Source organism: Micromonospora sp. CNZ296 (assembly GCF_007827635.1).
On the sequence record NZ_VISW01000023.1, the window covers coordinates 84,943 to 98,804 of the forward strand.

A 13,862-nucleotide genomic window follows, 5' to 3' on the forward strand; every position below is an offset into this window, starting at 1 on the left:
GGCCCGGCGTCCCGCCGTGTCGGGCCGGCCATTTCGCCGTGTCAGGCCCGGCGCGCGCCCTGGGACGCGGTGCCGCGGTCGCGGTGGATCCGCGCGGCCGCCTCGTGCATCGCGCGGCCGAACAGCTCGGCCTGGTCGCCCATGCTGCCGAGCCGGGCGGCGAGCGCGTCGGCGTCGGCCCGCGCCGACGCGCTGACCCGGGCGTCCAGCTCGGACAGCGCGGCGTTGGCGGCGGTGACGAAGTGTCCGCAGAGGACGTCGAGGGGCTCGCCGGCCAGCTCCGGGTCGATCGTCACGGAATCCAGCCGGCCACCCTGGACGGCGACCGCGCGGACCCGGCCGCCGGCGGCCGTGCCCTCGGCGCGCAGCAGGTCGCCGGGCTCGCCGTCGGCGTGCGCCGAGGCCCGGGAGCGCATCGCGGTGAGCGCCTGCTGCGTGCGGGTCAGCAGCTCGTCGATGCTCGCGGCCGCCGAGAACGGGTCGTTGGTCATATCCGCGCTTTCTTCACGTCTTAGCCGAGCATCGTGACACTAGCAACCGGCTCCGACGAATCGCGGTCACCGCCGTCGCGGACCGTCTCCCGGACGCCGGGAGCAGGCCGGACACCGTCGACGCGGCGTGTCGCGGACGGGGCGAACGCCCGGCCGGGGCGACCCGGCCGGGCGTTCTCGGACCGCTGTCAGCGCAGCCGCAGCCGCTGACCGGGGAAGATCAGGCCGGGGTCGTCGCCGACCACTGCGCGGTTGCGCTCGTGCAGGGCGCGCCAGCCGCCGTCGACGCGCTGCGTCACGGCGATCTCCGACAGCGTGTCCCCACGCCGGACCAGGTACGTCCCGGCGCCGGACGACGGCTGCGGCGCCACCGTCGTCGTGGCGCGCTCGGGCGCGGCCCTGCGGGTGGCCGCCCGCTCCGGCGCGGCCTTGCGCGTGGCGGCCCGCTTCGGGGCCGCCTTTGTGGTGGCCCGCTCGGACCGGGTCGCCGCGCTCGCCGAGCCGCCCTTCTTGCCGCAGACCGGCCACGCGCCGATGCCCTGGCCGCGCCGCACCTTCTCCGCGACGGCGATCTGCTCGGACCGGCTGGCCAGGTCTGCGCGCGCGGCGTACTTCTTGCCGCCGTAGCCGTTCCAGGTGGCGCGGGAGAACTGGAGCCCGCCGTAGTAGCCGTTACCGGTGTTGATCTTCCAGTTGCCGCCCGACTCGCAGCGCGCGACCGCGTCCCAGTTGACGCCCGCGCTGGCCGGAGCGGCCGGGCCGAACAGGGTCGCGGCGCCGACGGCGGCGCCGGCCAGGACCGCTCCGAGGGCGGTACGGCGGCTTCGGGCAGAGTATTCAGTTGCCATGTGGATTCCTCCACGCCGACGAGGTGAGCTGTCGGGTTCGGGCCGAGGAGCCCGGCCGCCGGTGGCGGCTTCACCCCGAGGTGACGATGCACCGTGGAACGTGTGGTTCCCCCGCTCCCGCGCGAGGTCCGGTTACCGGGGACGGCGGCGGGATTTGGCGTTTCCGGCCCGCGGTGTCCGCGTCTGCGAACGAAACCGACGCTAGGAGCGATTTGTGACAATCGTCCACTTCTTGTGACGCTCTTCACCCGGCCGGGCTACCGGCGGCGGCGCTACGGTGGCAGGGCCAGGCAAGATCACGGGAGGGCTTGACGGATGACCGATCACGGACACGAGCTGACCTTCGGCGGCTTCATCACCCCCGCCGCCGGGCAGCCCGACCAGGTCGTGGCGCTGGCCCGGCTGTGCGAGCAGGTCGGGCTGGACCTGGTCACGTTCCAGGACCATCCCTACCAGCCGGGCTTCCTGGACACCTGGACGCTGATGTCCTACGTGGCCGCGGCGACCGAACGCATCCGCCTGGCCGGAAACGTCCTCAACCTGCCGTTGCGCCAGCCGGTGGTACTGGCCCGCAGCGTCGCCAGCCTGGATCTGCTCACCGGCGGCCGGGTCGAGCTGGGACTCGGCGCGGGCGCGTTCTGGGACGCGATCGAGGCGGCGGGCGGGCGGCGCCTGTCCCCCGGCGCCGCCGTCGACGCCCTCGACGAGGCGATCCGGGTGATCCGCGAGGTCTGGGACACCGGCAGCCGCGGCATGATCCGTGTCGACGGCGAGCACTACCGGGTGGTCGGCGCCAAGCGCGGCCCGGCGCCCGCGCATCCGGTCGGCATCTGGGTCGGCGCCTACAAGCCGCGCATGCTGCGCCTGGTGGGCCGCGCCGCGGACGGCTGGCTGCCGTCCCTGTCGTACCTGCCCAAGGGCCCCGACGAGCTGCCCGCCCTGAACGCGCTCGTGGACGAGGGCGCCCGGGCCGCCGGGCGCGACCCGGCCGCGATCCGCCGCATGCTCAACGTGACCGGCACGTTCGCCCGCTCGTCGGCCGGTTTCCTGACCGGGCCGCCGGAGCAGTGGGTGGAGGAACTGGCCGGGCTCACCCTGGAGCACGGCATCACCACGTTCATCCTCAGCAGCGACGAGCCGCGCGCGATCCAGATCTTCGGCCAGGAGGTGGCCCCCGCGGTCCGGGAACTGGTCGCCGCCGAGCGCGCCACGCCCGCCGGCGGCGCCCGGGAGGCCGCCGACGAGCCGACCACCGCCGGCGGCCCGAGCACGCTCGGCGTCACCCCCACCCCCGACCCGGGGGTACGCCTGAGCGCGCGCCGCCCGTGGGACGAGTCCACCCGCCCGAGCGCCCCGCCGCCGCCGGCCGGACACGTCTACCCGGCCCGGGGACAGGCCGCCGGGCAGCACCTGGTGGACGTGCACGACCATCTGCGCCAGGAGCTGGCCCAGGTGCGCGACCTGCTGGAACAGGTCAAGCAGGGCTCGGTCTCGCCGGGCCGGGCGCGGGCCGCGCTCAACGAGATGACCATGCGGCAGAACAACTGGACGCTCGGGGCGTACTGCGCGGCCTACTGCACGATGGTCACCCAGCACCACGGGCTGGAGGACGCCTCGGTCTTCCCGCACCTGCGCCGCTCAGAGGCCGGGCTGGCCGCGGTGCTGGACCGCCTCGAGGAGGAGCACGTGGTGATCCACGGGGTGGTGGAGAGCGTCGACCGGGCGCTCGTGGAGCTGGTCCGGCGGCCCGGCGACTTCACGCAGCTCCAGGAGGCGGTGGACCTGCTCACCGACACGCTGCTGTCGCACCTGTCGTACGAGGAGCACCAGATCGTCGAGCCGCTGGCCCGGCACGGGTTCTTCCCCGGCCAGCTGTGAGGTAGCTGACTTCTGCTTTCTTAAGTCAGGGGGTACCGTCGACGCCATGACGGACCTCCTTGCGCAGCGTGACTCCTGGTCCACCGCCAACTGCTCGATCGCCCGGGCGCTGGAGGTGGTCGGCAACCGCACCACGCTGCTCCTGCTGCGGGAGGCGTCGTTCGGCACCCGCCGCTTCGACGACTTCGCCCGGCGGGTCGGCGTCAGCGAGCCGGTGGCCGCCGCACGCCTCAAGCAGCTCGTCGCCGACGGGCTGCTCGACCGGCGTCCCTACCGGGAGCCCGGGCAGCGCACCCGCGACGAGTACGTGCTCACTGCGAAGGGAAGCGACCTGATCCCGGTGCTCGTCGCGCTGCGGCAGTGGGGCGACACGTACGCCGCCGACGAGGCGGGCCCGGCGGTGCGGGTGGCCCACGAGGAGTGCGGCGCCGCGGTGCACGCCCGGCTGCGCTGCGGCGCGGGGCACGACGTACCCCCCGGCGAGCTGGCCGTCCTGCCCGGTCCGGGCCTGCTGTCCGCCTGACCCCTCCCTTCTCCACACCTCGGAGCGAGACATGAAGATCGCTGGAAGCACCGCCCTGGTCACCGGCGCCAACCGCGGCTTCGGCCGGCACCTGGCCGCCGAACTCGTCGCACGCGGCGCCACCGTCTGGGCCGGCGCCCGCAACCCGGACACCGTGGACCTGCCCGGAGTCACCCCGGTACGCCTCGACATCACCGACCCCGAGTCGGTGGCCGCCGCCGCGCAGCGGGCCGGGGACGTGACGCTGCTGGTCAACAGCGCCGGCGTGAGCACCGGCACCGACCTGCTCGACGGCGACCTCGCGCAGATCCGGCTGGAGATGGAGACGCACTACCTCGGCACGCTGTCGGTGGTACGGGCGTTCGCGCCGCAGATCGTGGCCAACGGCGGCGGCACGATCCTGAACGTGCTGTCGGCGCTGTCCTGGTTCACGTTCCCCGGCGTCGGCGCGTACGGCGCGGCGAAGGCCGCCGAGTGGTCGATGACGAACGCCCTGCGCCTGGAGCTGGCCGGCCGGGGCGTCCGCGTCGCGGGCCTGCACGTGGGCTACATGGACACCGAGATGGCCGCCGCCGTACCCGGCCCGAAGGCCCACCCGGCCGACGTCGCCCGGCTCGCGGCCGACGGCATCGAGTCCGACAGCTACGAGATCCTCGCCGACGACGTGGCGCGCCGGGTCCAGGCCGGACTGTCCGGCGGTGTGGCCGCGCTCTACCCCGCGCTCCCCTGAGCCGACCCGCCTCGCCGAGGCGGCGGCGTCACATCGGCGAGCCGGGTGTCGATCAATCGGCTGCCACGACAACCGCCTGAGGTCCCTCCATCTGGGACCAGCCTCCCCCACTCTGGGACACCCAAGCTCCCACGACTACCGCCCGGGCACAGTCGATCAACAGCCGTCGACAAGAGCCTGACATTCAGCCGGTGCCCGCCGCGCGGCGCTCCGCCCCATCCACACCGACCCACACCTGTGCACCCGGGCAGCCCTGCCGACGCGGGCGGAAGCCCCTAGCGTCCCGAGCATCCCTCCAGATGGGATCGCTCGTCCCAAGTCTGGGAGACCCACCGTGATCAACACCAGTTCGGCGAAATGGCGGGGTCAGAGCCCGTCCGATACCACCACTTCGGCGAGCTGGAGTGGATCCACGCAACTGACCCGACACCCGCCCGACCATCGACTTCCGAGCGGGGTCGACACCGGCTCGGCGAGGTGGCGGTATCGGTGGCATGCCGATACCGCCACCTCGGCGGCATGGAGTCGATCACGCCGGCCCGCCGGGGCGGGTCGGGCGAACCGGGTCGGGGTGGGGCTACAGGCCGCGGGCCAGGCGGTCGGCGAGGATCCGGGTGAACCGGGCCGGGTCGGCCAGCTCGCCGCCCTCGGCCAGCAGCGCCATGCCGTACAGCAGCTCGGCGGTCTCGGTCAGCGCGGCCGTGTCGCCGCCCTCCCCGTGCGCCTTGCGCAGCCCGGTGACCAGCGGGTGGGCCGGGTTCAGCTCCAGGATCCGCTTGACCCGGGGCACCTCCTGGCCCATCGCCCGGTACATCTTCTCCAGCGTCGGCGTCATGTCGTGCGCGTCGCCCACCACGCAGGCCGGTGAGGTGGTCAGCCGGGTGGACAGGCGCACCTCCTTGACGCTGTCGGCGAGCGCGCCGCCGAGGAACGTGAGCAGGTCGGCGTACTCCTGGCGCTCCGCCTCGGCCTTCTCCTTCTCCTCCTCGGTCTCCAGGTCCACCTGCCCCTTGGCGACCGAGCGCAGCGTCTTCCCGTCGTACGCGCCGACGCGCTCGACCCACACCTCGTCCACCGGGTCGGTGAGGATCAGCACCTCGTAGCCCTTGGCGCGGAACGCCTCCAGGTGCGGCGAGTTCTCGATGGTGGCCCGGTTCTCGCCGGTGGCGTAGTAGATCTCGGTCTGGCCGTCCTTCATCCGCTCCACGTAGTCGCGCAGCGTGGTCGGCTCGGCCGGGTCGTGGGTGCTGGCGGTGCGAACCAGTTCCAGCAGCGTCTCGGTGTTGTCCGGGTCCTCCAGCAGACCCTCCTTGACCACCGCGCCGAACTCGGTCCAGAACGTGCGGTACGACTCGGCGGACATGTCCTTGAGCGTGGCGAGCACCTTCTTGACCAGCCGCCGGCGCACCGCGCGGATCTGCCGGTCCTGCTGGAGGATCTCCCGGGAGATGTTCAGCGACAGGTCGTGCGCGTCCACGACGCCCTTGACGAAGCGCAGGTAGTTGGGCATCAGCGCGTCGCAGTCGTCCATGATGAACACGCGCTTGACGTAGAGCTGCACACCCCGGCGGCCCTGCGGGGAGAACAGATCGAGCGGGGCGTGCGACGGCAGGAACAGCAGCGCCTCGTACTCGAAGGTGCCCTCGCCGCGCATGTGGATCGTCTCGAGCGGGTCGGCCCAGTCGTGCGCGACGTGCCGGTAGAACTCCTTGTACTCGGCCTCGTCGACCTCGTCCCGCGAGCGCGCCCAGAGCGCCTTCATCGAGTTGAGCGTCTGCTCCTCGCGGGTGGTGGCGCCGTCCTCGCCGGGCTTGTCGACAGTCATCCGGATCGGCCACGAGATGAAGTCGGAGTAGCGCTTGACGATCTCGCGGATCGTCCACTCGGCGGTGTAGTCGTGCAGGTTGTCCTCGGTGTCGACCGGCTTGAGGTGCAGCGTGACCGAGGTGCCCTGGGGCGCGTCCTCGACCTCCTCGATCGAGTAGGTGCCCTCGCCCGCGGACTCCCAGCGGGTGCCGCCGGACTGCCCGGCGCGGCGGGTCAGCAGCGTCACCCTGTCGGCGACCATGAACGTGGCGTAGAAGCCGACGCCGAACTGGCCGATCAGCTCCTGGGACGCGGCGGCGTCGGCGGACTCGCGCAGCTTGCGCAGCAGCTCGGCGGTTCCGGACTTCGCGATCGTGCCGATCAGGCCGACCACCTCGTCGCGGTTCATGCCGATGCCGTTGTCCCGCACGGTGAGCGTACGGGCGTCCTTGTCGACCTCGATCTCGATGTGCAGGTCGGAGGTGTCCGCCGACAGTTCCTTGTCGACGAGCGACTCCAGCCGCAGCTTGTCCAGCGCGTCGGACGCGTTCGAGATCAGTTCGCGCAGGAAGACGTCCTTGTTCGAGTAGATCGAGTGCACCATCAGCTGCAACAGCTGACGAGCCTCGGCCTGGAACTCCAACGTCTCGACGCGGTTGCTCACACCGACTCCCTCTCCTCTGGCGGGCCTACGGCGGAAAGGATACGAGGGGTGACGGCTGCGGCACGCACCGGCCGCCCCGGAAATCCACTGGTACAACCAGTTGACGGGTTGATGTGTTCGGGGCCACACTTCTGCGCATGACCTTCGATCCCGCGCCTCGTGTCTCGGTCTCCGACCACGTCTTCGGGCGGCTGCGCGACGCGATCGTGTCCGGCCGGTACGCGCCGGGCGAGACGCTGCCCGGCGAGCGGGAGCTGGCCGGCGCGTTCGCGGTCAACCGGCACGCGGTCCGGGAGGCGCTGCGCCGCCTGCAACAGCTCGGCCTGGTCCGGGTCAGCCAGGGCGGCGCGACCCGGGTGCTGGACTGGCGGGTCCACGCCGGGCTGGACCTGGCGCTGTCCCTGGCCCGCTCCACTGACGTACTCCCGGTCGAGACGCTGGTGCGCGACATGCTGGAGATGCGGGCCTGCGTCGGGATCGACGCGGCCCGGCTCTGCGCCGAGCGCGCGGACGCGGCGGTCGTCGCCGCCCTGGTCCGGGCCGCCGAGGAGTACGGCGACCTGGCCCCCGACCTGGACCTGATGAACGAGGCGAACATCGCCATCTGGCGGCTGGTCGTGCGCGGCAGCGGTAACACCGCCTACCAGCTCGCGTTCAACAGCCTGGTGGCCGGCACGTTCGCGGTCGGCGACGTCCCCCCGGACGCCCGCGCGGCCGAACTGCTGGACGTGGCCGGGCACCGCCGTCTCGCCGCGTCGGTCGCCTCCGGTCAGGGCGCGGCGGCGGCCCGGCACGCCCGGGCGCTGCTGACCGCGCCGGTCACCACCCCCACCACCCCCACACCCGGAAGGAAAGCGCGCGCATGATCCCCGCCGTGCTGTACGCCGTCCCGGCGTTCCTGCTCCTGATCGTCATCGAGGCGGTCTCCTACCGCTTCCTGCCCGACGACGACGAACGCGGCTACGAGCTGCGCGACACCACCACCAGCCTGTCGATGGGGCTGGGCAGCCAGATCATCGGCTTCCCGTGGAAGCTGCTCACAGTCGGCCTGTTCGCGGCGCTGTGGACCGTGGCGCCGGTGCACCTGTCGCCCGGCGACTGGTGGACCTGGGTGATCCTGTTCTTCGCCGACGACCTGGCCTACTACTGGTTCCACCGCTCGCACCACGAGGTACGCGTGCTCTGGGCCAGCCACGTCGTGCACCACTCCAGCGTCTACTACAACTTCTCCACCGCGTTGCGGCAGAGCTGGACGCCGATGACCTCGCTGCCGTTCTGGCTGCCGCTGGCGCTGCTCGGCATCCCGCCGTGGATGATCTTCCTCCAGCAGTCGGTCAGCCTGCTGTACCAGTTCTTCCTGCACACCGAGCGGATCAACGTGCTGCCCCGGCCGATCGAGTGGATCTTCAACACGCCGTCGCACCACCGGGTGCACCACGGCTCGAACACCGAGTACCTGGACCGCAACTACGGCGGCATCCTGATCGTCTGGGACCGGCTGTTCGGCAGCTTCGAGCCGGAGCGGGCCACCGCGCGCTACGGGCTCACCAAGAACATCGGCACCTACAACCCGCTGCGGGTGGCCACCCACGAGTTCGCCGCGATCTGGTCCGACGTACGCCGGGCCGACTCCTGGCGGCACCGCCTCGGTTACCTGTTCGGCCGTCCCGGCTGGCAGCCGGCCCGATGAGGCGCTCCTGGCTGCTGCCCCTGTTCGGGCTGGTCGCGGCCGTCGAACTGGTCGGGGTCGCGCTCGACTCGACCGCGCTCCAGTGGCTGGCCAAGCCGCTGCTCGCGCCGGTGCTGCTGGCGTACCTCTGGGCGCACCGGCGCCGCGTCGACGCGGTGGCGGTCGGCCTGGTCGCCGCCACCGCGGGCGACGTCGCCCTGCTCCCGCCGGGAGACACCGCGTTCCTGGCCGGCATGGGCTTCTTCCTGGTCACCCAGATCGCGTTCATCACCGCCTTCGTCCGGTACCGGCGTGCCCGGGGCGTGGCGTGGGCCGGTTACCTGCTCGCCTGGGCCGGCGCGAACGCACTGCTCTGGGGCATGCTCGGGCCGCTGCGGCTGCCGGTGCTCGGCTACAGCCTGGCGCTGTGCCTGATGGCCGCCGCCGCGACCGGGGTGTCCGCGCGGGTCGCCGCGGGCGGGGCGCTCTTCCTCGTCTCCGACCTGCTCATCGGCGTGGGCGCGGCCGGTGTGGACCTGCCCGGGCGGGGCCTGCTGGTGATGACCACCTACTGCGCCGCGCTGCTGCTCATCACCACCGGCTGGGTGGCCGCGGCGCGCCCGGCGACCGGCCCGCAGCCGCCCCCGGCGGGTACTCTGCTCGCGTGGCCAGGGAGAACGGGCGCAAGCTGATCGCCTCGAACAAGAAGGCGCGGCACGACTACGACATCCTCAAGACGTACGAGGCGGGCATCGTGCTGGCCGGCACCGAGGTCAAGTCGCTGCGCGAGGGGCGGGTGTCGCTGGTCGACGCGTTCGCCCAGGAGCGCGACGGCGAGATCATGCTGTACGGCCTGCACATCGCCGAGTACGGCTTCGGCACCTGGACCAACCACGCGCCCCGGCGCACCCGCAAGCTGCTGCTGCACCGGGTGGAGATCGCCCGGATCCTGGAGAAGCTGCGCGACGGCGGCATCACGCTGGTGCCGCTGTCGATGTACTTCGCCGACGGCTGGGCCAAGGTGGAGCTGGGCCTGGCCCGGGGCCGCCGGTCGTACGACAAGCGCCAGGCGCTGGCCGAGCGGGACGCCAAACGCGAGATCGCCCGGGAGATGGGCCGCCGGCTCAAGGGCCGGACGGCGGCGCGGCGGGGCTGAGCGGGCCGTTTTCTGTCCCAGGGCGGTGGCACGCTGAGGCGCATGACCGATCTGACCTGGAACCCGCTGCTCCGCGAGCAGCTCACCTGGCACTGGACCTACCAGTTGCGCGACCGCCTCGCCGGGCTCACCGACGCCGAATACCTCTGGGAGCCGGTCCCCGGCTGCTGGAGCGTGCGCCCGCGCGGCGACGACGGCATTCCGGCGATCGACTTCGCGATGCCGCAGCCGGACCCGCCGCCGTTCACCACCATCGCCTGGCGGCTGGCCCACGTCATCGTGGGCGTGCTGGCCATGCGCAACGCGTCGCACTTCGGCCGCGCGCCCACCGACTACGGCTCGTTCCCCTACTCCCCGACCGCGGCCGGCGCGCTGGCCCAGCTCGACGAGGAGTACGCCGCCTGGACGGCAGGGGTCGAGGCGCTCGGCGAGGACGGCCTGGCCCGCCCCTGCGGCCCGGCTGAGGGGCCGTTCGCCGACGTCCCGATGGCCACGCTCGTGCTGCACATCAACCGGGAGGTGATCCACCACCTGTCCGAGGTGTGCCTGCTGCGCGACCTGTACCGCCACACGCCGGAAGCGGTGCAATGAGTACAAGACTTCTTGTACATCATTCCTTGTCGGTCTAACCTGGCGGCATGACTGACGGAACCGGCAACCGGCGGGTGAGTGACCCGCGAGCCATGCGGGCGCTGGCCCACCCCACCCGGCTGCGGCTGCTCGGCGAACTGCGCCTGCGCGGCCCGCAGACGGTCGGCATGCTGAGCGAACGGACCGGCGAGGCGGTCGGGTCGGTCAGCTACCACGTCGGCAAGCTGGCCGAGCACGGCTTCGTGGCCGAGGCGCCCGAGCTGGCCCGGGACCGGCGCGAACGGTGGTGGCGAGCCGCGCACGCCACCACCGACTGGGATCCGCTCGAACTCCTCGACGACCCGGAGCGCCGGCTCGCCGGCAACATGCTGCGCCAGGCCGCCATGCAGCGCTATGTGGACCGCTACCAGGAATACCTGGAGTCGGAGGCGAGCCTCGACCCGGCGTGGGTCCGCGGCACCACCAGCAGCGACATGGTGCTGCGCCTGACACCTGACGAACTGGTCGAGCTGCGCGACGAGCTGTCCGCGCTGGGCCGGCGCTGGCAGGAGCGCGGCGCACCCGGCCGGCCCGGCGCCGAGATGGTCACGCTGATCTGGCAGGCGTACCGGGGGCCGCAGTGACCCGCGACCGCCGGCCCCTGGCCGGACTGCTGATCGGGCACGCCGTCTCGCTGACCGGCAACGTGCTCACGCTCATCGCGCTGCCGCTCTACGTCCTGGCCGAGACCGGCTCACCCGCCGCCACCGGGCTGGCCGGGGCGTTCGCCACCGCGCCCGTGGTGCTCGGCGGCGCGTTCGGTGGCGTGCTCGTCGACCGGATCGGCTACCGGCGCTCCAGCGTGCTCGCCGACGTGGTCTCCGGCGTGACGATCGCCGCCGTACCCCTGTTGCACGCCACAGTCGGCCTGCCGTTCCCGGCGCTGCTGGCCCTGGTCTTCGTCAGCGGCCTGCTCGACACGCCGGGGCAGACCGCGCGCACCGCGTTGCTGCCGGAGGCCGCCGCGGCGGCAGGGGTGCCGATCGAGCGGGCGGCCGGGTGGGAGGACGCGACCTCGCGCGGCGCCCGGATGATCGGCGCACCCGTGGCCGGCCTGCTGGTCGGTGTGTTCGGTGCGGTGCCGGTGCTGGCGCTCGACGCGGTGACGTTCGCCGTGTCGGCCCTCGTGGTGACGCTGCTGGTGCCGCGCGGCCTGCGGCCGTCCGACGACGGGAGCGAGCCGGAGACCGGCGGCTACTGGCGGCAGTTCGCCGCCGGGCTGCGCTTCCTGGTCCGGGAGCCGCTGCTGCGCGCCATGGTCCTGCTGGTGCTGGTGACGAACCTGTTCGACGCGGCGAAGAGCAACGTGCTGCTGCCGGTGGTCGCCGAACGGGAACTCGGCGGGCCGGCCGCGTTCGGCCTGCTGGTGGGCGTCATGGGCGGCGGCGCGCTGGTCGGCTCGCTGGTGTTCAGCGCGATCGGGCACCGGCTGCCCCGCCGGGCCACGTTCGTCACCGCGTACGTGCTGTGCGGCGCCCCACCACTGTGGGCGCTCGCCGCCGCGCCGCCGCTGCCGGTGGTGGCCGCCGTGGTGGCGATGGCCGGGCTGGCCGCCGGCGCGCTCAACCCGCTGATGGGCGCGGTCCAGTTGGAGCGGGTGCCGCCGGCCATGCGCGCCCGGGTGTACGGCGTGATCGGCGCCGGCGCGTGGGCGGCCATGCCGGCCGGCGCGGTCGGCGCGGGATTCGCCGCGGACCGGTTCGGCCCCACGTCCACGCTCGTCGTGATGGGCGCCTGCTACCTGCTGGTGGTGCTGACGCCGCTGCTGGGCGGCCCGTGGCGGGACATGCGCCGATCCACTGTGGTACGGCAGCGGGAGCCCGAGCCGACGTCGGAGCGCCAGCGGGAAGCGCTCTCTTGACATCGACCGACTTCATTCATACCTTCATCGAAGTCTATTTGTATGGTTTGTTAACCGTTGGGCGGGGCCGGCCGCCGTGACGGTAACGGCCACCACCCCCGCAGGAGGCGCCCCGTGCGCACCATCCGTACCCTCGCCGCCCTGGCGGTGACAGCGGTCGGCCTCACCGCCGCCCTCACCGCCGTCCCCAGCACCCCGGCGGCCGCCGCCCCCGGCGCGGTCACCTGGTCCGACGACTTCAACGGCCCGGCCGGGGCCGCCCCCGACGCGAGCAAGTGGCGCTACGACATCGGTGGCGGCGGCTGGGGCAATAACGAGCTCCAGTACTACACGAACAGCACCCGCAACGCCGCGCTCGACGGCAACGGCAACCTGGTCATCACCGCCCGCAAGGAGAACCCGGGCGGCTACTCCTGCTGGTACGGAAGCTGCCAGTACACCTCGGCCCGGCTGCTCACCAACGGCACGTTCGCCCAGGCGTACGGGCGGTTCGAGGCACGCATCAAGGTCCCGCGTGGACAAGGGCTGTGGCCGGCGTTCTGGATGCTCGGCAACGACATCGGCACGAACCCGTGGCCCGGCAGCGGCGAGATCGACATCATGGAGAACGTCGGCTACGCCCCCTCGACCGTCTGGGGCACGCTGCACGGCCCCGGCTACTCCGGCGGCGGCGGCGTCGGCGCGTCCACCTCGCTGCCAGGCGGCCAGGCGCTCGCCGACGCCTTCCACACGTTCACAGTGGACTGGGCGCCGGACTCGATCACCTGGTACCTCGACGGCGTCGCGTACTCCCGCAAGACGCCCGCCGACATCGGCGGCAACCGCTGGGTCTTCGACCACCCGTTCTTCATGATCATGAACGTGGCGGTCGGCGGCAACTGGCCCGGCTCGCCGGACGGCAGCACCACGTTCCCGCAGACCATGACCGTCGACTACGTCCGCGTCCAGGCCTGGGACAACGGCGGCGGGGGCACCGGCGGCCAGATCGTCGGGTACGGCAACAAGTGCGTGGACGTGGCGAGCGCCAGCACCGCCAACGGCACCCCGGTGCAGCTCTGGACGTGCAACGGCACCGCCGCCCAGCGCTGGACCTGGAACGCCGACGGCTCGGTCCGCGCACTCGGCAAGTGCCTCGACGTGGCCGCCGGATCGACCGCGAGCGGCGCCAAGGTGCAGCTCTACGACTGCAACGGCACCGGCGCGCAGAAGTGGGTGTTCAGCGCGGCCGGGGACATCGTGAACCCCCAGGCGAACAAGTGCCTGGACGCGACGGGTCCGAGCTCGGCCGACGGCACCCGGCTGCAGATCTGGGACTGCACCGGCGGCGCCAACCAGAAGTGGCGGCGCTGACCGGTCCCCGACCCGGGGCGGGCGGCACCCCGCCCGCCCCGGCGCCCCTCATCCCCGCCCCCGCCCCCGCCCCCCCGCCCCCGCCCTCCCTCCCCCTCTCCCCCGCGATCTTGCACTTTCGGCCCGAGCGGTGACGTGAATGTCCCATTCGCCCGGGCACAAACTGCAAGACGCTTCTATGTCTGTGGTGATCGGTTCGGCTGATTGCCGTTAGGGTTCGGCGTTGGTGATCACTTGGGTGGCTCTTCGTTGATCC

The 13,862-nt window shown here is 72.6% G+C and carries 14 protein-coding genes and 1 riboswitch; of the genes, 11 read left to right on the top strand and 3 right to left on the bottom strand.

From position 1 onward, the window contains the following. Positions 1–41 precede the first annotated feature (41 nt). On the bottom strand, positions 42–491 hold the full coding sequence (locus FB455_RS29185) for a YbaB/EbfC family nucleoid-associated protein (protein ID WP_030273244.1): 450 nt from the start codon (positions 489–491) through the stop codon (positions 42–44). 188 nt (positions 492–679) lie between these two features. Continuing rightward, on the bottom strand, positions 680–1,339 hold the full coding sequence (locus FB455_RS29190; protein WP_145755423.1) for a transglycosylase family protein: 660 nt from the start codon (positions 1,337–1,339) through the stop codon (positions 680–682). Then, positions 1,338–1,496: riboswitch (cyclic di-AMP (ydaO/yuaA leader) on the bottom strand. It overlaps the preceding gene by 2 nt. Before the next feature lie 158 nt (positions 1,497–1,654). Here FB455_RS29190 and FB455_RS29195 point away from each other — a divergent pair. The 3 genes from FB455_RS29195 to FB455_RS29205 are packed head-to-tail and all read left to right on the top strand — an operon-like array spanning position 1,655 to position 4,470. Further along, positions 1,655–3,217, top strand: a complete 1,563-nt coding sequence (locus FB455_RS29195; protein WP_145755424.1) for an LLM class flavin-dependent oxidoreductase — start codon at positions 1,655–1,657, stop codon at positions 3,215–3,217. Between the two features lie 46 nt (positions 3,218–3,263). Continuing rightward, a complete protein-coding gene (locus tag FB455_RS29200; protein WP_013286507.1) occupies positions 3,264–3,740 on the top strand; it encodes a winged helix-turn-helix transcriptional regulator in 477 nt (158 codons plus the stop codon). Positions 3,741–3,771: 31 nt separating this feature from the next. After that, entirely contained in the window at positions 3,772–4,470 is a 699-nt protein-coding gene (locus FB455_RS29205) for an SDR family oxidoreductase (RefSeq protein WP_030273250.1), read from the top strand. Positions 4,471–5,047: 577 nt separating this feature from the next. Here the strand turns inward: FB455_RS29205 and htpG are convergent. Then, on the bottom strand, positions 5,048–6,940 hold the full coding sequence (htpG, locus tag FB455_RS29210; RefSeq protein WP_145755425.1) for a molecular chaperone HtpG: 1,893 nt from the start codon (positions 6,938–6,940) through the stop codon (positions 5,048–5,050). A 137-nt stretch (positions 6,941–7,077) separates the two neighbouring features. Here htpG and FB455_RS29215 point away from each other — a divergent pair, with 137 nt between their 5' ends. From FB455_RS29215 to FB455_RS29250, 8 genes are all read left to right on the top strand, one after another. Continuing rightward, positions 7,078–7,806, top strand: a complete 729-nt coding sequence (locus FB455_RS29215) for a FadR/GntR family transcriptional regulator (RefSeq protein ID WP_013476654.1) — start codon at positions 7,078–7,080, stop codon at positions 7,804–7,806. Next, entirely contained in the window at positions 7,803–8,630 is an 828-nt protein-coding gene (locus FB455_RS29220; protein WP_013476653.1) for a sterol desaturase family protein, read from the top strand. Before FB455_RS29215 ends, FB455_RS29220 begins: the two co-directional genes overlap by 4 nt. Further along, positions 8,627–9,301 carry a lysoplasmalogenase gene (locus FB455_RS29225; RefSeq protein ID WP_047891950.1) on the top strand — a complete coding sequence of 225 codons (675 nt, stop codon included), beginning with the start codon at positions 8,627–8,629 and terminating at the stop codon, positions 9,299–9,301. Before FB455_RS29220 ends, FB455_RS29225 begins: the two co-directional genes overlap by 4 nt. Then, positions 9,274–9,765: an SsrA-binding protein SmpB gene (gene smpB / locus FB455_RS29230; RefSeq protein WP_013286513.1), complete on the top strand. Its 492-nt coding sequence runs from the start codon at positions 9,274–9,276 to the stop codon at positions 9,763–9,765. Before FB455_RS29225 ends, smpB begins: the two co-directional genes overlap by 28 nt. A gap of 42 nt (positions 9,766–9,807) precedes the next feature. After that, positions 9,808–10,356 carry a DinB family protein gene (locus tag FB455_RS29235; RefSeq protein ID WP_145755426.1) on the top strand — a complete coding sequence of 183 codons (549 nt, stop codon included), beginning with the start codon at positions 9,808–9,810 and terminating at the stop codon, positions 10,354–10,356. Between the two features lie 47 nt (positions 10,357–10,403). Next, on the top strand, positions 10,404–10,979 hold the full coding sequence (locus tag FB455_RS29240) for a winged helix-turn-helix domain-containing protein (protein WP_145755427.1): 576 nt from the start codon (positions 10,404–10,406) through the stop codon (positions 10,977–10,979). Continuing rightward, on the top strand, positions 10,976–12,256 hold the full coding sequence (locus tag FB455_RS29245; protein WP_013476650.1) for an MFS transporter: 1,281 nt from the start codon (positions 10,976–10,978) through the stop codon (positions 12,254–12,256). Before FB455_RS29240 ends, FB455_RS29245 begins: the two co-directional genes overlap by 4 nt. 114 nt (positions 12,257–12,370) lie before the next feature. Beyond that, complete coding sequence (locus FB455_RS29250; protein ID WP_013286517.1) at positions 12,371–13,606, top strand: glycoside hydrolase family 16 protein; 1,236 nt, start codon at positions 12,371–12,373, stop codon at positions 13,604–13,606. Positions 13,607–13,862: the final 256 nt, after the last annotated feature.